At 55.6% G+C, this 20,218-nt stretch carries 13 protein-coding genes; 3 read left to right on the top strand and 10 right to left on the bottom strand.

What is annotated here, in order from left to right; all coding sequences use genetic code 11:
* Positions 1 to 125: 125 nt before the first annotated feature.
* From JAB1_RS17010 to JAB1_RS28845, 3 genes are all read left to right on the top strand, one after another.
* Positions 126 to 863 carry a LemA family protein gene (locus JAB1_RS17010; RefSeq protein WP_034784509.1) on the top strand — a complete coding sequence of 246 codons (738 nt, stop codon included), beginning with the start codon at positions 126 to 128 and terminating at the stop codon, positions 861 to 863.
* A complete protein-coding gene (locus tag JAB1_RS17005) occupies positions 860 to 2,593 on the top strand; it encodes a hypothetical protein (RefSeq protein ID WP_070281032.1) in 1,734 nt (577 codons plus the stop codon). Before JAB1_RS17010 ends, JAB1_RS17005 begins: the two co-directional genes overlap by 4 nt.
* Positions 2,594 to 3,542: 949 nt before the next feature.
* A complete protein-coding gene (locus JAB1_RS28845) occupies positions 3,543 to 5,342 on the top strand; it encodes a DUF262 domain-containing protein (RefSeq protein WP_071653367.1) in 1,800 nt (599 codons plus the stop codon).
* A 447-nt stretch (positions 5,343 to 5,789) separates the two neighbouring features.
* Here the strand turns inward: JAB1_RS28845 and JAB1_RS17000 are convergent, their stop codons facing one another.
* The 10 genes from JAB1_RS17000 to JAB1_RS16955 all read right to left on the bottom strand — a co-directional run bounded on the left by JAB1_RS17000 (position 5,790) and on the right by JAB1_RS16955 (position 20,149).
* The gene (locus JAB1_RS17000) at positions 5,790 to 6,500 is read right to left on the bottom strand and encodes a SprT family zinc-dependent metalloprotease (RefSeq protein ID WP_217494303.1); all 711 of its coding nucleotides are present in this window, start codon (positions 6,498 to 6,500) and stop codon (positions 5,790 to 5,792) included.
* On the bottom strand, positions 6,497 to 9,760 hold the full coding sequence (locus JAB1_RS16995) for an HsdR family type I site-specific deoxyribonuclease (protein ID WP_070281030.1): 3,264 nt from the start codon (positions 9,758 to 9,760) through the stop codon (positions 6,497 to 6,499). The genes JAB1_RS17000 and JAB1_RS16995 overlap by 4 nt, the downstream gene beginning before the upstream one ends.
* Complete coding sequence (locus JAB1_RS16990) at positions 9,757 to 10,812, bottom strand: PDDEXK nuclease domain-containing protein (RefSeq protein WP_070281026.1); 1,056 nt, start codon at positions 10,810 to 10,812, stop codon at positions 9,757 to 9,759. Before JAB1_RS16990 ends, JAB1_RS16995 begins: the two co-directional genes overlap by 4 nt.
* 102 nt (positions 10,813 to 10,914) lie before the next feature.
* The gene (locus tag JAB1_RS28840) at positions 10,915 to 12,222 is read right to left on the bottom strand and encodes a restriction endonuclease subunit S (RefSeq protein ID WP_071653366.1); all 1,308 of its coding nucleotides are present in this window, start codon (positions 12,220 to 12,222) and stop codon (positions 10,915 to 10,917) included.
* Positions 12,215 to 14,986 carry a class I SAM-dependent DNA methyltransferase gene (locus JAB1_RS16980; RefSeq protein WP_070281022.1) on the bottom strand — a complete coding sequence of 924 codons (2,772 nt, stop codon included), beginning with the start codon at positions 14,984 to 14,986 and terminating at the stop codon, positions 12,215 to 12,217. The genes JAB1_RS28840 and JAB1_RS16980 overlap by 8 nt, the downstream gene beginning before the upstream one ends.
* 38 nt (positions 14,987 to 15,024) lie before the next feature.
* Positions 15,025 to 15,348 (bottom strand): helix-turn-helix domain-containing protein, encoded by a 324-nt coding sequence (locus tag JAB1_RS16975; protein WP_070281020.1) that lies wholly within the window; start codon positions 15,346 to 15,348, stop codon positions 15,025 to 15,027.
* Positions 15,349 to 16,004: 656 nt separating this feature from the next.
* On the bottom strand, positions 16,005 to 16,205 hold the full coding sequence (locus JAB1_RS16970) for an AlpA family transcriptional regulator (RefSeq protein ID WP_034760447.1): 201 nt from the start codon (positions 16,203 to 16,205) through the stop codon (positions 16,005 to 16,007).
* 137 nt (positions 16,206 to 16,342) lie between these two features.
* On the bottom strand, positions 16,343 to 17,242 hold the full coding sequence (locus tag JAB1_RS16965; protein ID WP_254672141.1) for a phage integrase N-terminal domain-containing protein: 900 nt from the start codon (positions 17,240 to 17,242) through the stop codon (positions 16,343 to 16,345).
* Between the two features lie 965 nt (positions 17,243 to 18,207).
* Positions 18,208 to 18,846 (bottom strand): DUF4102 domain-containing protein, encoded by a 639-nt coding sequence (locus JAB1_RS16960; RefSeq protein ID WP_175445081.1) that lies wholly within the window; start codon positions 18,844 to 18,846, stop codon positions 18,208 to 18,210.
* A complete protein-coding gene (locus JAB1_RS16955; RefSeq protein WP_070281014.1) occupies positions 18,839 to 20,149 on the bottom strand; it encodes an integrase arm-type DNA-binding domain-containing protein in 1,311 nt (436 codons plus the stop codon). The genes JAB1_RS16960 and JAB1_RS16955 overlap by 8 nt, the downstream gene beginning before the upstream one ends.
* Between the last annotated feature and the right edge of the window lie 69 nt (positions 20,150 to 20,218).

Genomic DNA, 20,218 nt, shown 5'->3' with positions numbered 1-20,218 from the left:
AATTTTAGGAAACTTACACGATACATCGACATTCCGCTCCCGCACGTCAAAAGCTGAAGCGACATATTTTGCAACCGAGCGAGATACGCTCAATCAAAAACACTCACTACAAAGGATTTTCAAGCATGGCAAATGATTTGGACGAAGTAACTGGCCCGATAAATGAACAGGGGCGCGACATCAACGTCATCAGCAAGCAGATTTCCGTCCAAGTCGGCACCGGGTCGCTCATATTTGAAATCGCCCTGTGGGCGGTCCTTCCACTGATCGGCGGCTTGGCGCTGCTGACCGGTGCGCTGCCGCAAACGTACGGCTTGGCACTCCTGGTACTGGGGGCACTGCCGGGCCTGGTCTTCCTGTTCATGAAGATCTCCGCCCTGGCGTATCTGCGCAAGCTGCAGCAGAAAATCCAGGCCGATGCTTCACAGATCGACAATTACCTGGAACAGCGCGTCGTCGTCCTGAACAACGTGGTTGGCCTGGTCGCAAAAGCGATCGACCTCGACAAGGACGTGATGAAGTCGGTAGCGGCTTACCGGAGCGGACACAACGCCGATGCCGAACGCAATCAGGCATCCCAGAAAATCGACGGGATTTTTTCCCGCATCAGCCTGGCGTGCGAAGCCTACCCGGATCTGAAGGCACAAGCCGTCATCGCCGATGCCATGCGCCAGAACAGTTATCTGCAAAAGGAAGTGACCGCCGCGCGCACGCTGTATAACGATACCGTCGGCATGTGGAACCAGGACGTCTTTGCCTGGCCGACCAAGCAGATCGTTGCGGCGCGCCAAGGTTATACCACGCGCATTCCTTTCACTGCCTCCGCCGAAACCAAGGCTGCCGCCCGGAGCGTCTTCTTTTGATCAACGACGTCCATGAACCATTGGAGCAGTATTCTCTCCATTTCAAAAATGCTCACGCCAGCAATACGTCGGACTTTTTCGAAGACCTCGTGCGCCAGTCCGGCGTGGACGAGAACGCCAACATCGCGACGGTGCAGGAACTACGCGTGCTCGAAAAGCAGGCCGCGGGCGCCGGGTCCAGCAACAAATGGTGGCGTATCCTGCGCGGCGCCAGCATCGTGGCCGCGCTGCTGGCGGCAATCTATATTTACGCCTATTACGCATGGCCATGGCTCGTGGTCCCGGCGATTGCGCTTGCCGTTGCGATTCATACGCTCAACCGCATCATCAACGATTCCGACGCGCAGTTAAAGCGGCTGCAGAAAGCCTGCGACGAAAAGCGTGCCGTGGCCTGGGGCCAGATGGTGCCGCTGAACAGCCTGTACGACTGGGATATCGTGGCGAAGCTGATGCAACAAACAGTGCCTCGCATCGCATTCGATCCGTATTTCAGCAACGGCCGCATGGAAGAGCTGCGCAACAGCTTTGGCTGGTATGGCAATCTTGGTGACAACCACTCGATCCAGTTCTCGCACAGCGGCGTACTGAACGGCAACCCGTTCATTCTTGCACGCACCTTGTCACACTCGATAGGCAGCAAGACATACCATGGCTCGCTGGCCATCAGCTGGACGGAACAGTACCGCAATTCGCAAGGCAAATCGGAAACCAGAACCCGCCACGAAACTCTGCGGGCATCGATCGAGCGTCCGCTGCCCGAGTACGAAAACCAGACGTTTATCGTCTACGGCAACGAAGCGGCGCCGGATCTCGTGTTCAGCCGTCACCCGTCAAAACTTTCCCGCCTGGAGGACGGCTTCTTCGACAAATGGCGGAAGAATCGCGCCATCAAGAAGCTGGAGGAAAAGTCCCGCGATGTCGACGAGGGGCATAATTTTACGGTGATGGCCAACCGCGAATTCGACGCCTTGTTCGATGCGACGGACCGCAACCATGAAGTACAGTTCCGGCTGTTGTTCACGCCGTTGGCGCAACAGGAAATGCTCAAGCTGCTCAAGGATAGTCAAACAGGTTTTGGCGACACATTCGTATTCGAAAAAACCCGCATGATCAACGTGCTGGAATCGGGACATATGCGCGCTACCGATATCAGCGGCGCCCCGGAGAAATTTTTCGCCTACGAACTGGCCCAGGCGCGCATGTTTTTCAACGCCTATCACAACGATTTCTTCAAGTCGTTCTACTTTGGGATCGCCCCGCTGCTTGCCATCCCATTGTACCAACAGCATCGGCCGCACTCGGACATCTATCAAGACACGTATTCGCACAAACCCTGCTTCTGGGAGCATGAAGCGATTGCCAATTACCACGGTGAGGCGATGTTCAAGCATCCCGAGTGCGTCACGCGAAGTATCCTGAAGACATCCATGCAACAGGAGGCCGACGGATCGCAAAAAGTGCATGTAACGGCCAGCGGCTTCCGCAGCGTCGCGCGCACCCACTACGTCTCGGTCAGAGGCGGAGATGGCCGCTCCCATCAGGTTCCAGTGCATTGGGACGAGTACTTCGAGGTCGAGAATAGCGCCAGCATGCTGGTAAAGGAAACGGCTTCGCCAGGCAACACTGCAACGGATGATGTCGCGTTGCCGCCGGCGTTTTCACAGCGTGGTATCGATGCCGAAAGGACTGTGCTTCGCCGGTCGATTCTTTCGGCGGTTTTGGCTGGTTAGGGCACCTTCGCGGATTACAGTGGCAGAAGTTGGCCGCTTTAGTATGAAATCACAAAGGAGCTCGTGGATTCACGGGCTTTTTTGCTTTGCGGGTGCCAGGGTCAGGTCCGCTATTTGGACACGGACTGATGCATGATGCGTTGGATGCTGTAGAAGATTGCTCAGTCGAAGACTTGATTAGAACCACGAACGCGCGCCGAGGACGTGCGTTCGTTGTTCTAACTGAGCCAGCTTCTGCAGTGCTCAATGTATCAGCCCGTGTCCAAATGGCGGATCTGACCCTGGCTCTCCTGCACCACTGCCTCGCCTGCTTCCTGGCCAACGTGGCAGGCACGCCCGCGTAGTGGCGGACCAGCGCAACGCATTGATGGTTGCCGACCATGGTGGTTTTTTCCAGTTCGTCGACTTTGGCGTAGGCGTAGGATATGGGGGTTCTCCATGGCTTTGTGGGAGAGGCTTACGATACATGTGGGAAACTATGCGAGGTTTGAGGAGCGGCAAGATTTGAGGGGATGAGTTGGTTATTTCGTGTGATGGGTCAATAAGCTTTAAGACAGGCTCGTCATTCAAAGTGACACAAATTTATGCAGAAACGGTATCTGAGTAACGCGGCAGGAAACAAGATTAAGCATATATTGTTAGGTAATGCGTTAGATAAACAGTTGAGGTTGTATCCGAATGGTAGATGTGACTTCGCGTCTGCTTTCAACTCAGCGAACATCCATACATACCGTCAAATATGACGTCAAATTTTCACTCCCGTAGCACAGGGCACTCCCTTACGACAATATTTTTCAAACAATTTGATACGGAAATTCAAATAACCATAGTTGCCATCTTGCAACGGTGAGAAGCTGGGCATATAGTGGTGCTCGGAGACTATCCTACCAAGACAGAGAATTTCCTTGTAATCAATAGAAATTTTTCAATTTAACAGTCCGAGAGCATAATGCAAAATAACTTAAATATCAGAGGCGAACCAGTTCAGTCGGTTTACAGTGGATTTCGTCAAGGAAAATTCATTGTTAACCGTAGGTATCAACGAAAACTAGTCTGGACACTAAAAGAAAAACAACGCTTTATTGACTCGTTAATGAACGAATATCCGGTGCCTTTATTTCTTGGAGTGGGTTTCAATCATCCTACGCGAGGCGACTGCTTTGAAATTTTGGATGGAATGCAGCGACTTGAAGCAATAACGTCCTTTATTGATGGCGAATTTCCAGTAAATGGGGAATACTTCGATTTATCCATTGTTGCCGAAACCAATAAACTTCTGCAAGAAGGTGAAATAAAACAAAAAGAACCTCGCCTGGCATTTGAATCGTGTAAAAAAATTCTAAATTACCCGTTACCAATATCAACCTCAGCATATACCTCAGTAAAAAATGTTGATGAGACATTTCGTCGCATCAATACAGGAGGCGTGCGTCTATCGCGCCACGAGGTAAGACAAGCTGGATCTATACATGAATTTGCCCAACTAGTTAGAAAATGCTCTATTTACATTCGTGGAGATGTTTCTCATACCGACATTGTTGACTTAGATGCAATGCGAAGAATCAGCTTAACAAAGGAAGACTTAGATTACGGAATTAAGATAAAAGAAACTTTTTGGAATAAATGCCACATATTAACAGAGGAAAATATTCTTGCATCTAGGGATGAAGAAGTGGTTGCGCATATCCTTCTTCACCTTTTGCTAAAAGATGAAACTCAAACATCATCTAAATTTCTAGACGATGTTTATACTGATGGTTCGGAACCATCTTCAAAAGCAAATGATGCAGTTTTAAAGCATGGGTCCGACATTCTTTATAAGCAATTCTGTTTTGTTTTTGACGAACTTAGGCTAACCATTGCAGAATTCGGTGACAATCTCACCACACATCTCTATACAGACGAAGCGAAGAAAATTCAAGGTGCGTATCAAGTTTTATACCTTAGCTTTTTCGATCTATTAATGAATAAGAATAACAAAATTCAAAATTATCGAACACTAGCACAAAGTCTCCGAGGCGTTGCCACGAATTTTATGGGAATACTAAGCGGCGACAGCAAGTGGCTTCACCGTCACCGCGTGCAAATGGTGAAAGCGGTTAGCGGCGTAATATCCCCGAATTTCATTCCACGTGAAGGCATGGATCCAACCGCCATGTCGTGGGTGGATAACCTTCAAAACATTCTTAACCAATCCCGCACCGAAAATGTTTGCTATGATTTTAAAATAGGCCTACATCATTTAAAAAACAATGGCGATCTCAATCAAGAGCTTTTCTCAAAAATAATAAAAACTCTAACTGCGATGTGCAATTCACACACTGGTGACAATTATATTATTATAGGCGTAGCTGATGATGGACAGGCTGCCAATATGCATAATCAGCGATATAACTCAAAAGCAAGAAAATACGAATCCTTTTACGTTACCGGAATTGGCGAAGAGGCGATTAAATACCATGGATCTTTAGACACTTATCAACGTAAGATTCAGCAAATGATTGAAAAAGAGCCAATCAATGAAGAAACTAAGCGGATAATCCAGCGTCATGTAGTTTTCATAAAATACTACGAAAAAGATGTTGTATTAATTAAAATGTCCCGCGGAAAATCTCCCACAAGATATAACAATCAAATTTTTGTGCGAAAACTTGCGAGCAACGAACCAAACCCTATCCTGCAAGATGACGAGTTTGCATTTTTTGAAGAATTCAGGGAACAATCCAGCAGATATCCCTATAATAATTGAATCCAAGGGAATGAGGGGAACGAAGAGTATGTCTACCATTTGGAATTGAACTGATGCATTGAGCGCCGTAAAGCTTGCTCGGTCGAAACCTAATTAGAACCATAAACGCGCGCCGCAGGCGCGCGGGGCTGCCGCGCAGCGGCAGCAGTCAGTAGATTCGGAGAGGGCCGGGCCGGTAGGCCCGACCCTTCGAATCCCCCGCGCAGGGCGCGCAGGCGCCCTGCTTCTCTCCGCGTACAGACGAAAAAAAAGCTACCCGAGGGTAGCTTTTTCTTTTTCGTCCGTGGCGAGAGGGGGATTCGAATCTTGCTCCGGCAGTGGCATGGGTGCTTGATTTCAGTCGCACTAAAATCCGTGTATCCCCCCATTCATCCCCCTTATCGCAACTTAAAGACTATCGGAAAAAAAATTTAGCCATTGCGATTTGCTACCCCCCTGTGCAGATCGTCAAAGATCCAACTCCGCACCACGCACTCTGAGCCAGTCCTTACGTTCACGATAGTCGGGTAGCACTTTGTCTACTTCGTTCCAAAAGGCATCCGAATGATCGCGGTGACGCAGGTGGCACAATTCGTGAACGATGATGTAGTCGATGATGGTGAGAGGTGCCATTAAGCACTTCCAGTGAAAATGCAGGTCACCATTTTTCAGACACGCCCCCCACCGATACCCCAGTTCCTTGATCTGCACCGAACTCATTGCAACGCCGACCTTTGCCGCGAAGTATGCGGCCCGCTTCTTGATACGAGGCTGCCCCTTCTCCTTGTAGAAGTCCTCAAAGGCCTGATGGGCGGCTTCGCAGCCGCCGGACTCGACAATAGATCTCAATAAACAGAATCGACCATCTTTCAATTTGAGCGGTTCATCCTGTTCTACAACAAGCTGCAGGCGATAGTGGCTGCCAAGGTAGAGGAAGGACTCGCCGCTGACCCATTCACGGGTAACACGCGTGGCATTGAGGTCACGCCATTCCGCCAGGTTGCGATAAATCCACATTCGCTTACTGAGTACCGTTTCATCGACCTGCTCCGGAGTCATTTTTTTGGGCGGGCGCACAGTAATCATGCCATTGCGTTCAATGACGATGTCGGTGGTCTGCCGGTCAGCCCCTGGCAAAAGCTGGTATTCGATGTCACGCACCTGTCGTAATTGCATCATGCACCTCCCATCCGGGCTACCTTGATGAGCTTGTCGTGCCGGTTTTTGGCAAGTTTCATGATCTCGACGGCGACACGCTCGCGGTTCTGTTTCAGTTCTTCGATACCAGCTTTGGCTATCTCGGTTTTGAGCAGGCCACGTACCCGCTTTTGTTTATCGGGATTGTGCCAGAAATCGATGCTGGCGACGGCTTCTTGAAGAATCTCCACCGTGGTTTCCATCAACGCTTTGAAAGCGGGCTTGTTCGCTTCACTGACGGAACCGCTGGCAAAACCAACCTGAACAAGATGATCGAAGAACGTCGTCGCCTCACGGCTCATGCCATCTTCGCCCTGCTGACGACCAACGATAGCGTCCTGACGCAATGCAGCGAGCTTTTCCGCGAGTAAATCCCACTCGTCATGATGCTTCTCGATCAGTGCATCGACCTTCTCCGACAGGCTCTTGTAGAACGCCGGATCTTCATCGTGGTGCACGGTGCAGTGTTTGCGGATGGCGTGTTCCATCTCGCTGGCCTTGGCCTCGCTATTCTGGCCAGCGTGGCGATTAAGCTTATCCAGAAAATCCTCGGCCAACAATTCAACAGGCGGTACCTTGGGGTTGATGCCCAGGCTGATCAGATGCTCGTTGATCAGCGCCTTCACCTTTTCCCCAGCGTTGCCTAAATCCAGACTGCAGTCCTTATAGCGTTCCTTGCACACCTGGAGGATGTAGCCAAAGCGCTTGGCCGGCACCCGATACGACTGGGCCGAACTGTGTGGCAGAATGATGTCCAGGCTCATCAGGAATTTCTTGAAATATACCTCGAAGTCGGCCCGCTTCTTGTCGTCCTTCAGGGCCTTGACCGCCGCGTGCACCACGGCCGCATCAGCGTCCAGATTGGGCAATTCTCCATTCACGAAGGCTTTGATGTTCTTGACACTCAGAGCCGTGAAATGCTGCAGCAGACGTTGATAGCGTTCCTCCAACACCGGCAGTTCGGAACTAATGTTCTGCATCCCGTCGTGCAGTTCTTGCAACTCGTCGCTGGCCGCATACAAGGTGAGCGCGTCCGTCAGGTGGTTGGCCAGGCCGATGTAATCGACGATGTAGCCGCGCTGCTTCCCCTTCTTGACCCGGTTGGTACGGGCTATCGCCTGCAGCAAAGTGTGTTCGCGCAGCTTCTTGTCAATGTACATCACCTGCTCGATGGGCGCATCGAAGCCGGTCAGCAGCATGTCGCACACGATCAGGAAGGCGATACCGGTGTACGCCTTGTCGGGGTCATCCGGATCGAAGCCGCGACAGAAATTCTCCACCGCATTCATCCGCTGCGCCTGCTTGCGGGCGTGGGTGATGTAGGCGGCCTCGTTGGTGCCATCGCTGGACATCACGACGGCGGTTTTCAGGAAGCGCAGGCGTTTGATCAGCACCGCATCGGGTACAGCCTGCGCTTCTTCCCTGGCGATGCGCTCGCTCAGCGCGGCGTCGATGCCAACCTGGTAGCGTACACAGGCCAGCTTGGAATGGCACACCACCTGCGCCTTGAAGCCATTGGGCAAGATGTTGTCGACATAGTGCGCGACCAGATCGCGGGCAATCGCGTTGATGCGGTTTTCGGCTTCCAGGATGTCGCCGGTGGCGCCATATTTCTTCTTAATCGCCAGCAACTCCTCATCGCTGCGGTCCTTGAACAGGTCTTCAAACGCCGTGTCGAAGGCATGCTTTTCATTCAGTGCGCTATCGGCCGTCTTGCCTTCGTAGAGGATTTGCAGCGTGGCGCCATCGTTTACCGCATCCATCAAACGGTAGGTGTCGATGCACTCGCCAAAACGCTTGTGCGTTTTCTTCTCGCCGTGACGCTCGGTGATCAGAGGTGTGCCGGTGAAAGCAATGCGCGCGGCGTTGGGAAAGGCTTCGAACAGGTTATCGCCCAGATCCGAACTCTGCGTGCGGTGTGCCTCGTCGATCATCAGAATGATGCGCTCCGAGGTGTTGACCACACCGAATATCTTGCCCGCCGGCATCGCCAGATACGTGCCCAGCGCCTCGGCCACGGCATTGCTCAGCGTCTGCTTATGCTCCTGAAACTTGTGCACCATCACCATGCTGACGTCGGAACTGTCGGTGGCCAGATGCTGCCGCAACCCCACACGACTTTCGATCACATTCACCCGTCCGCCGATCAGCGTGGCCGTGGCGGCCAGTTGTTCCTCCAGGTCCTGCCGGTCATTGACCAACACGATCTTGTAGTCGGCAAGGTCACGGCTGGCGCGCAGCATGCGCGCCAGGAACACCATCGTCAGCGATTTTCCCGAGCCCTGCGTGTGCCATACCACGCCGCTGCGTTCCATGGCTGTGCCGCCGTCGCGCAGGCGCTGTGCGATCTTGCCGGCGGCGCGGAACTGCTGGTAACGGCAGACTACCTTGACGCGTGGTCCGCCATCGGTGTCCATGAACACCGCGCTGGTGCGCAAGATCTGCAACAAATTGGATTTGGTCAGCATCCCCGCGATCAGTTGCTGCTGAGCGCACAAGCCTTCCCGACCGGCATCATCCTGCGGATACAGCGTCTTCCAGGCGTAAAAATGCTCAGCGCCCGAAGTAATCGTGCCATAGTCGGCCTCGATGCCGCTGCTGCGGATCAGCAGCAGGTTGCTGTGGAACAGGCGCGGTTCGCCTTCCTTCAGGCCGGCGTGTTCAGTTTCCTGGCGCCGTCGCATATAGCGCTGCAACTGCACAAAGGCTTCCTGCATCGGGTTGGCACAAGTCTCGGAGCCTTTTTTGCACTCCACCACGGCCAGCGGAATGCCGTTCACGAACAGCACAATGTCCGGAATGATGAACGCCTTCACACAGCCCGGCGTGTCGATGCGGAACTGATTGATGGCGTGGAACCGATTGTTCTCAGGGTTGTGAAAATCAATCAGGCGCACCACCGGGTCGGCCTCTCCGGTCAGCTCATTGGCATCGACCTGGGCTTTGAACAGCAGCGTCTGGATAGCTTCATTTGCCTCCAGCAGGGTGCGGTTGGGCTGGCGCAACAGTTGCCCGCGCAGGTCTTCGAGCTGCCGATTCGTCAGCCACGTACGCCCCTCATCGTCGAGGTTGATGGCGCACACGGCCGCATCGAACACCTCCGGCAGCAGCCACTGGCGAAAATTGGCGCGCAGGCTGGGCGCGGCCTCCTGCGGGATGCCGGCGCCCTGATCGATGACCGTCCAGCCCAGCCCGGCCAGTTGTTCCAAGAAGGGGCGCTCGACTTCCGTGTATTCACTCATTGCTGCCCCTCTTCGCCACCATCCGCCAGCTCCTGCTCAATTTGCTCGATGCTGGGCAAGCTGGTTTGCAGCGTGGTGGGCAGCGATTCGATCAACTGGTACTCGGCGATTCCCATGGGACGGCTACTGTCGCGCAAGGCGTATTCGGCCACCACCTTGTTTTTGGTTTTGCACAGCAGCAAGCCGATCGTGGCGCCGTCGTGTTCCGTCTTGATTTGGGCATCCACGGCGGTCAAATAAAAGCCCAACTGCCCCAGGTGTTCCGGCTTGAATTTGCCGGCTTTGATCTCGACGACCACATAGCAGCGCAGCTTGAGGTGGTAGAACAGCAGGTCGATGAAAAAATCGTCGCCGCCGACTTCCACATGCACCTGTCGCCCCACGTAGGCAAACCCCGCGCCCAGTTCCAGCAGAAATTGGGTGATGTGTTGAACCAGGGCCGATTCGATGTCGCGCTCTTCGGCTTCTTTGCCCAGCCCCAGAAAGTCCAGCCGATACGGGTCTTTGAGCGATTCCCTGGCCAGATCGGACTGCGGCTTGGGCAAACGTGCATCGAAGTTGGTCAGCGCCGTACCGTTGCGGTCTTTCAATCGGGTTTCAATCTGGATCGCCAGCACATTGCGCGACCAGTTGTGTTCCACAGCTTGCGCCAGATACCAGTCGCGCTCGGCGCGAGTTTTCAGCTTGTCGAGCAGGGTGCACAGGTGGAACCACGGTAATTGTGCAGCAGCCTGCTGCACAAATTCGGGCTCAGGCCATGCCTGGGCAAAGGCGCGCATGTATTTCAGGTTGCGGGGCGAAAAGCCTTTCATTTCCGGAAAGGCGCTGCGCAGATCCTGCGCCAGCCGGTCGATCACCCTGGCGCCCCAGCCTTGGCTGACCTGCCGCGCCAGAATCTCGCTGCCGATATGCCAATACAACCCCACCAATTCGCGGTTGACGGCCAGCGCGGCGCGCTGCTGCGCTGTATGGATGCGGCCTTTGAGATCGACCAGCCATTCGGCATAGCCGCTGGGCTGCTGCGTCAGGGACACAGGATGCTCGGAACTCATGCGACTATCTCCATATGCGGGACGTGCGGATTGCAGACCATCTTGTGCTCGCCCGTCATTGTGCGCTGGCGCAGCACGTCGGCGAGCTTGATCAGCATTTTGTCAGGCATCGCAGGCCTCCGGTTCATCGACCTGCACGGATACTTTTCCGGTGAGCAGGTCTTGCATCAGGCCGAATTTTTGGAGGTGAAGTTTCGCCGCTTTTTCTTGCGCTGAAATTAAGTTGCGGCTTGCACGGTTAGAAAGCGCAATGATCTGGTCTTGCTCACTTATATCAGGCCAAACAAAACGAAGTTGGCTCAATACCTCACTATTTGCCACATCGCGTCCACTACTGTTTACGCGAGCACGAATCTGTGACTTGATTCGTGCATCGCCAGCCAATGCCATCTGGAGAAAATCGGGCCGCGCGCGTCCCTCGTCAACTGCGATACGCATCAGGTTCGACGACATGATCCAACCAGCTTGTTCATCGCGAACAACAACGGATCTGCCAACATCAGCGACACGAGAGAAAACTACATCATCAGCCTTCAATTGAAAGTCGAGCAACCGCGCGGCATCCCTCTTACTCACGAATAGCAATTCCTCGTGGGTAAATACGCCTTCACCTAACGCGCCAATAGTGATGACGGGATGCCCGTGGAGGCGCCAATGTTCTCCTTTTAATGCAGACCCGAATGGACCTGTTCGTATCCAGTTCGTGCCAGAACGGCCTTTAGAAGCCAAGCCGGAAACCTCCCATCCTCTCGGAATCCATCCAATCGCCGTTTCCTGATACAGCTCCGGCGCTTCGCTGCGCGGTGGGCGTAGTTGGCCATTGGGCAGTACGCCACGGGTGAACAGGTCGTGCATCAGGCCAGCCTTGATCTGCTGGTATTTGGCGGCCAGGGCTTCGGTTTTTTCGATAGCGGTATCGATAGCGATCAGGATGACGGCGATTTTTTGCTGAATACGTGAACATACCGGATGAGGAATCGAAACCCGTGCCGTGTCTTTCTTATTAATTTCAGGGAAAGTGCTACCTGCCGCAAAGCGTTCAAACTCCCCTCTTAATCGCTGGACCTGATAGAGTAAAAAAGTGCCATCAACCTCTTTTGATGGAATGAGACTCTTAAAACCTTGGTTCGTACAAACGGGGACGACAGCAATCTTTGATAGGCCAACAGTCGCACGGGAGGTAAAAAGAATTGAACCCGAAGGAAGTACCTTGGCTGATGAATTGAGAAGCCCTTTTTTTGTAATTCGGTCAGCAGTCGCGGACAGGTAATTTGTTGAGCACGATGTAATGTCTGTTGGAGTTACCCATGGGATATCTCCTCCCCAATATTCCCCAATTTCTCGCGATGGTGTGCCACCGCTGACAATTTCGGTTAGGGAGCCGAGTGGGCGTTCAATCCACTTACTCATATCCCAACTCCACCAAAAATGCCTGCAATGCCTGCGCGGCATCGTCACGCTCGGCTTCAATCTGCTGGGCCGTCACCGCGTATTTGCTCCACAGGTTTTCAATAGCGACAATGCAGGCGCGCTGGTCGGCGCGCAGGTACTGGCGGTAGCTGTCGAACAGTACCTGACCCAACCGCTCGACGATGACGACGCGGGCCTCGTCCTTGCTGATCTTGAGGCGCGCCTGCTCAACCAGTTCATCCTTTTTGGCCTCGGTGGACTTGATCGCCGCTTTCAGCATCTTGGCTTCATCTTCCAGTGCCTTGTGGGTAGTCAGCTTCGCCTCGATACGCTCTGCCGTGTTCTTGGCCTGTTGGCCTGCCGCCATTGCCTGCTCGATTGCTGTCGTGAAGACGGACGTGTGGCCCACCGAAGCCGCGAGGTCCAGCACGCGCTGACCGTTACCAAACTGTGCTTCCTTGGCGGTGAGGCCATCGCTGCAGTAATAGCCCTTGTCGGTGCCCTTGGGCAGCTTGCCGGCCGCCTTGATCTCGGTAAACAGATCACCCATGGCACCCTTGAGGACTTTGATCTGGTCTTTCCGCTGGGATATGGCTTCCTTCAACTCGTCCTTGAGGGCTTTGACCTCATCGGCGGGCAACACCCCGGTGTCGTCGGCATCCTCAAAATCCTCCTCGCCAGCGGCGGCAAACAGCGCTTGCAGTTCGGCCAGGCGGGCGTGCTGGGCTTCGAGTTCGGCCAGCACTTGCGGAAACTGGCTTTGCAGGATGTCCTCATCAGGTATCAGCTCCGGCCCCCAGCCGCTGGCGGCGATGGATTTGAAGTCGGAGGCAAGTTGCTTGTAGTAATTGGCGAAGGCGCCGCGAACCTGATAGCGATTCAACAGATGCTGACCGACAAAGGTGCGCTCGATGCTGTCGAGCAGCGTGGCGCGAACAGCATAGACGTTGCGGCTGGTCGCATGCTGATTGTCGGAATCTGGCGCCAGCGCCTCGACGATGGGCAAGTGTTGTTGCCACCAGCTTTGCAGCTCGGCCAGGAATTGCGTTTGCCGCTGGGTCACACCGGAATGGGTGTTGACATGCTCGGCAATGGCGCGCCTGTCTTGCAGCGCAGGAGTGAAGTCGGCGTAGGTCACGCCGCGCACCGGCATGGCGCGGGGCGTGAAGCAGCTGTCGCGCAGGCCCGCATAGTTCCGCCAAAAGTGCGCGAGGCCGTCGATCTCATTCACTGGCACGCCGCCGTGCAGGTGGGCGCGCACGTCGTGCGGCTCCGGCGGTGGGGCATTGTCCACATAGCGGCGGATGTTGCAGTTGTAGTCCTCGGCCCGGATGTCGGCCACCGGCACGCGCCGGGCGTAGGCGGTAATGTTGTCCCCGGCGCGGTAGGCATGCACGATCTTGTCGATGTCCTCCGGGCGCAAGTGATTTTGCGCCTTGCCTTCGCGGTATTCGCGGTCGGCGTTGATGAATAGCACATGGTCGCGTTGCGCGGCGCCAGCCTTGTTGAGCACCAAGATGCAGGCCGGAATGCCGGTGCCATAAAACAGGTTGCCGGGCAGGCCGATGACGGCTTCCAGATAGCCTTTGTCGATGAAATATTGCCGGGCTTCGCGCTCCTCACCGCCACGGAACAGCACGCCGTGCGGCATGACCGTGGCCATGCGGCCGTCGCTCTTGAGCACGGCCAGCATGTGCTGCACGAACATCAGGTCGGCCTTTTTACCTTTTTCCGGCATCCAGACATGGAAGCGGCCGGGGTAGGCAATGGTGACTTTTTTCTTGGCGCCGCTGCCATCGTCCTTGGACTGCGCTCGGGCGTAGTTCTGACTGAACGGCGGATTGGCCAGCACTCGGTCGAATCGCTTGAGCTCGTTGTTCTCGTCCTTGTGCTGTGGGTCGGCCAGAGTGTCGGCGTTGCGGATATCGGCGTGGGAGATGCCATGCAGCAGCATGTTCATCTTGCAGATGGACCAGGTGGTGCCCATCATTTCCTGCCCGTTGAGCGACAGTTCCAGCGCATCGGCACCGCATTCGCGCAGGTAGTCGCGCGCCTGGATCAGCATGCCGCCAGAGCCCACGGTAGGATCGTACACGCTCATGCCTTCCTTGGGATCGCAGATCTCGACGCAGACGCGCACTACTTCGGCCGGGGTGTAGAACTCGCCCGCACTCTTGCCAGCCGAGTCGGCAAAGTGCTTAATCAGCCATTCATAGGCGGCGCCGAGCAGATCTGGAAATTCGAAATCGTCGTCGTGCAACGGGATTTTTTCGAAGTTCTGGATGAAGTCGACCAGCGTGTCATCGTCCAGTGTGTTCTTGCCGATCTTGCGATTGAAGTTGATGGTACCCTTGAGCACATCCTGCAAGGCGTCAGCGTTGTCTTCTTCCAGTGCTTCCAGCGCCTTGTTAAGCATGGAGCCGACGTTTTCCTTGATGTGTTTGAGCGCCGGCTGTTGATTGCCCGCGTCATCCACCCACGGCGCATTCCAGCGCGCGCGCGGTGGCACAAAGAAGTATTTGCCGGAGTATTGGTCCGGGTCTTCCAGGTTGAGCGCGATGTCGGCATCCGACAGTCCGGCCGCTTCGCCTTCTCGCCGAATCTCTTCACGACGCTGATCGAACAGATCACTGGCGCGCTTGAGGAACAGCATGCCGAAAATGTATTCCTTGTATTCGCTGGCATCCATGTTGCCGCGCAGGTCATCGCAGGCAGTGAGCAGCAAGCTTTCAAGGCGGGAAAGTGTCAGTTTGGCAGTAGGCATCGTTTAGTCTATTTCTCTGTTCTTGGTTGCGGGATGGATCAGTCCACCACCACCAGAAATTTGGTCGCGAGCGCGATGGGCTGCACGTCGCGGGCGTTCTTTTTGAGTTCCACCAGCCCATAGCCAGCCATCGTGCGCAGCGTGCGCGACAAGTTGGGTACCTTGCGCCCGGTCCATGCCGCCAACTCAGTGAGCGACTTCGGTTGCCGTTCATGGATGAGGCGCAGCAGGGCGCGGTTGTCGTCCGACAGCACGGCGGCAAGCGACGCCATTGAGGTGAACCAGACCGTGGGCACTTCACCCCCTGATCGGACAGGTTCAGACGCGTCGGACACGCGGATACCGATCACACAATGCTTCATTGATAAGCGGGTCTTGGACGCAAAAATTGAATTGTATCAGCGGGTGATAAATTCAGGAAGTGTCATTACGTAGCAGGAGGAACTACGGTCAGCGGTCTCCAGCGCCAAGGCTTCGTGCCCGGTGGCTCGGCGCTCGCACCAGTAACACAGATACTATGCCCTACGCCGCGCAGCCTGGACCTTGCTTTTTAGCTAAAGTACCGACGCTGACCAAGCAGAGGAACAATGGCACGGCGCCGGATGCAGACGATGCAAACAGTTCTACAAACTTGGCCACTATCGCGGGCGCGGCGCCACGTTGCAGGCGTCGCGCCAGCCGCGCGCAGTGGCCGCAACACCGGCGCAGTGTGCGGCCAGGAAAAATCATGCAGGCTTGTCGGAAGAATATCCGGGAAAAGGATTACCGGCCCAAGTAAATCGAGGTTACTTGCTCCCGAAAATGCCCCACGCGGCCGCCAGGGTCAGGTCCTCCATTCGGACACAGACTGATGCATTGGACGCCGTAAAAGCATACTCAGTAGATACCTAATTAGAACCACGAACGCGCGGGCTGCCGCGCAGCGGCAGCAGTTGGACGATTCAGAGAGGGCCGGTAGGCCCGCCCCGTGACATCTTACGAGGTGGGGCGCTCCTATCCAGCCACTATTAACTCCCACTCAAGCGACTCCACGCCTAGCGTCAATACAGCGCTGCTGCCATTGGGCGATTTCTTCAGCGTCCCACGCGATAGACTTGGGACCGATAGGTATTGGCGCCGGCAAGACGCCTGCCTTCACCTTGCGCCAGATTGTGGCGCGGGACCAGCCGGTGGCCTCGATGACCGCAGGCAAGCGGAGGAATTTTTTAGTCGTGGTCATAAGATTCTCCTTCGATTGATGAACAGCAAACAATAGAGAGTCATGCTGGCTCTCCGCGATCATTCCGGCAGCGCCAAGGCTGCACCTCTTTGCATCTCTTCTGTTCCATGCGCTGCGGCCCTGATACAAGTGGGCGGTCATCTGCCCAGATAGATGGAAGTGACCTGCTCACGTCCATGCCCCATCTCCACTGAAATCTTCATCCGCGCAGCTTGATCTGCGAGTTTTTGTGAAGCATCCAGCTGCCTCGAAGTCAGGCCCCCACTGGCTGGACAAGGTCGGCCAGTCAACTCGGCATAGCGCCGCTGTGCGTACTCATGGCGCAGCCCATGCACGCCATGGATGCCAGCCTTGTCGCACTGCGCACGAAAGCGGTTCAACTGGTCCCGATAGCGCAACTGCGCCGGAATCAAGCTGCCTTTTCCGGCCAGCGCCTTGGCTGCATCCAGCACGGCGCGCTGCTGCATGGCGGCAATCGGCACCTCCCGGTATTTACCACCCTTGGTCCAGCTATCCTGCAGCCGCAGGATGTTCCCGCCGTCAGCCCATCCTGGCTTGATCTTGATGCTTTCCTCGCGTCGCAATCCAAACGCCGCCTGCAGCTGCAGGGACATGCGCGTATATGGATCATTCACGCGGGCCAGCGTGTCGGCGTCGAGCACCTTCGCCTTCGAGACGTTGGTGACAAACACCCGCTCCGCGATGCCATATTCGCCGTTGGTGCGCGCAATAATGTTTTCCTTGCCGATTTTCTCAGCCCACCAGCGCAAGGCGCTCATGCGATTCTTGATCGTTCCGGTACTGACGCCATCCTGCTTCCACTTGTCGAGCAGCGCCGCTACGTGCTTCGGTTTCAGACTGTCCACGCTCATATGCTGGAAGCCTCGTTCCGCCAGGTCGTTGGCGCACAGGTTTAATAAGCGCTCACGGTCGGCCTGCGTCGCGAAGCTGCCATCCCGGTTGCGGTGACACAGCTGCTTGAGCTGGTAGTTCAAGTCGCGCATGGCAAAGTCATCCTTTCGATCATTGGTTTTCACATCGATGCCGCGTGGTGTAATCCTGTCTGGTAAGTGTTTCTGGCCACCCTCACTGCCTCGGCAGAAAAGGTTGAATCAAGGGCCTCGGGACACCACTCCCGTGTATGCGGTTGCTGTTACTGCCTGCCCGCGCCGCATGCGCGTGTGGCACCGCTGCGCGCTCCCGGAGGAAGCCGCCGCAGCGGGGACCAATCACCCAGGGTCCATGGAGTGCACATCGTGCACGGATCAACTTCTACTAATCAGCCCGTAGCGGGCAAAGGACATCGCGGGGCTTGCCTGCGATGCGGGGCGCCTGGCCCCATCACTGAACAGCATCACGCGGTGGAATTCCGCTTGCCGCCTGGGCCTATGCCGTCGGCGGCGCGTCGTCACTGGCAGCACGCCGCCAGTAACGACGCGCGCACGTAGCCATGGCATGTGACGGCATACATGCCAGCATCGCACTCGCGGTGACGATACTGGCGGCTCTGAAGCACATGCGCTGGCGGCAGCCGCGATGGCATCGCATCGCCGGCATTTCTGCTGACGGTGCGGCTTGCGGCAAAGCCATGCTGTGCTTCATAGGGTGCGCTACCTCGCGGGGTATGCGAACCAATCGGGGCAGGAGTCTTGCTCCTGTTTGAAGAAGCGCCCACCGGGCGCAATCATCCAGGCAATCCGTCTTGCGGATTGTGGGATATGTAGGCGCTGAAGGCAGCGCTTTATCGTGCCGAGACGTGCATGCTTCTGCATGGCCCGGCGATATATCTAGCAGAAACTGCTATGTATCATGGTGGCGGGTAACGACCGCAACGCCTATGCCGCTAAGCATAGGGACATGCTCGATGCATGCCCTCGTGGGAGCGATTCCCACATAAGAGAGCTTCATTCTATGCCGGTTAACGACGTTTGCAAGTGGTTCGTTTCGTCAAGTGCGCTTTTCGTAGTACGCAGAATTGGGACCCGGTCAAAGACTCCGATAGCTACTGCATGTTGTCGCCCTGGCGACGTACCCGCCTCCTTGACTCCTTCATCGCACTAACCAATTGGTCCATGCTCATACCGTTACGTAAATAACTGGCAGCGAGCGCCGTCGCGACACCCTCCAGCTGACGGGAGACGACCTGCAAACCAGCCTGTTCAATTTGCCGAATGGCTGCTTGCTGGATACTGTGCTGTGCTTCACTGATGGAAATGCGCTGTAATGCCGGAAATAAGGCGGTTTCGAGGTGACGGATAGCGAGCAGGGTCGCCCGCCGAATACTGGTCTGCACATGGCCCCACTCCGGCTCATCGAATATTTCGTCGATTGGAATAGGCTTTGGCAGTGGATGCAATTTTTCTCGATTGAATTCTGTGCGCGGGTCCTGCTGCAGCTCCAGCAGCTGATGCGCTGCAAGCCTGTGTTCGCGGGCTTTGACGATAGAGACTTCGGGATACCTGCCAAAAGTCAGAACGCTTTCGCCACCGCTTTGCTGGCGATACTTCATGCGCCAGACCTTGCTGCCGCTGGGCTGCACTGCGATGTACAGACCAGCCCCATCGGATAGTTTGTATATTTTGTCCTTCGGAGCAGCTTGATTGATAAGCTCATCCGTGAGGCGCAATACATACTTAGACATGGTGCCCTCCTGTTCCGCCATCCCGGCTGAATTCGCCACTGACCAGCGTTAATCTTGGCGTCTGCGGCGGCGCTCCCTTGCCGCTGACGGCATCGATATAGTCGGCCCAATCCTGCATCATCTTGCGCCGCTCCGCCAGGAACTGGGCGCGGTCATAGGCGCTGGCCACCTTATCCTTCGGTGCATGTGCCAGCTGCCGGTCCACGACTTCATGCCGGTAGCCCAGGCGCTCCTTGATGGTGCTCATGGCCAGCGCCCGGAAGCCATGGCCGGTCATCTTGCCCTTGTATCCCATGCGTCCAAGCGCCACCAGTATCGTGTTATTGCTGATCGGCTTTTCGTGGTCGCGCTGATTCGGGAACAGGTACTTGCTGCGGCCCGTGATCGCGTGCAGTTCGCGCAGCAGCTCCAGCGCCTGGCGCGACAGGCATACGTGATGGTTGGTCATATCCGGATTGACGGTCAGCTTGCCGCGCTTCATGCGCTGCCATGGAATGATCCACTCGCCGCGCTCCAGGTCAATTTCACTCCAGGGCGTTTCAATCAACTCGCTGGTACGCACAAAGCACAGCAGCATCAGCCGCAGCGCAATGCGGGTCGGCGCGAACATACGTGCTTCGTTGCGGTCCAGAATGGCCAGGAACTGCGGTAGCTCGTCGGCGTTGATGGCGGCGAAGTGTCCGGCGCGGACGGTCTTCAGCACATCCTTCATATCGGTGACCAGATTGCGCTCTGTGAATCCGCACTGAATCGCGTAGCTGAAAATTGAAGCACATACCGCTCTCTGGCGATGGGCGACCTCGCTTGCGCCGCGCTCCTCGATCTTGCGCAGTGCGGCGATCACATCGAGGTGCTTGAGTTCATCGATGGGCTTGCGGCCAATGGCAGGAAAGATATCTGCCTCCAGCCGTTGCAGGACGTTCTTGGCGGTGCGCTCGCTCCAGGTCGGAACCCTGTTGGCATGCCACTCGCGGGCGATTTTTTCAAAAGTATTGGCGGCGCGCTCTTTCAACAGTCGTTTGGCGTCGTCGCGATGCTTGGCCGGGTCGATCCCTTGCAGCATCAGGCGCCGCGCTGCCAAGCGCTTTTCACGCGCATCCTGCAACGTAATTTCCGGATAAGGACCAAACGTCAGTGCGTTCTCCTTACCGTTGGCCTGGCGAAACTTCCAGCGCCAGATGCGAGACCCGCTCGGCATGACTTCTACGAACAGGCCGCCGCCGTCGGATAACTTGTATGGTTTATCCTTTGGTTTGGTGTTTTTGACCTGAAGTTCGGACAGCGGTACGATGAGCTTTGCCATGGTGGCCTCCTTCGCAAATGCGTCTGAAACCACTATAGGACAGTTATGCGGGAATGGTAGTCAAGGATG

It is taken from the genome of Janthinobacterium sp. MP5059B (assembly GCF_001758645.1).
Lineage (GTDB): Bacteria > Pseudomonadota > Gammaproteobacteria > Burkholderiales > Burkholderiaceae_D > Janthinobacterium > Janthinobacterium lividum.
This window is presented reverse-complemented; position numbering and strand designations above follow the sequence as displayed.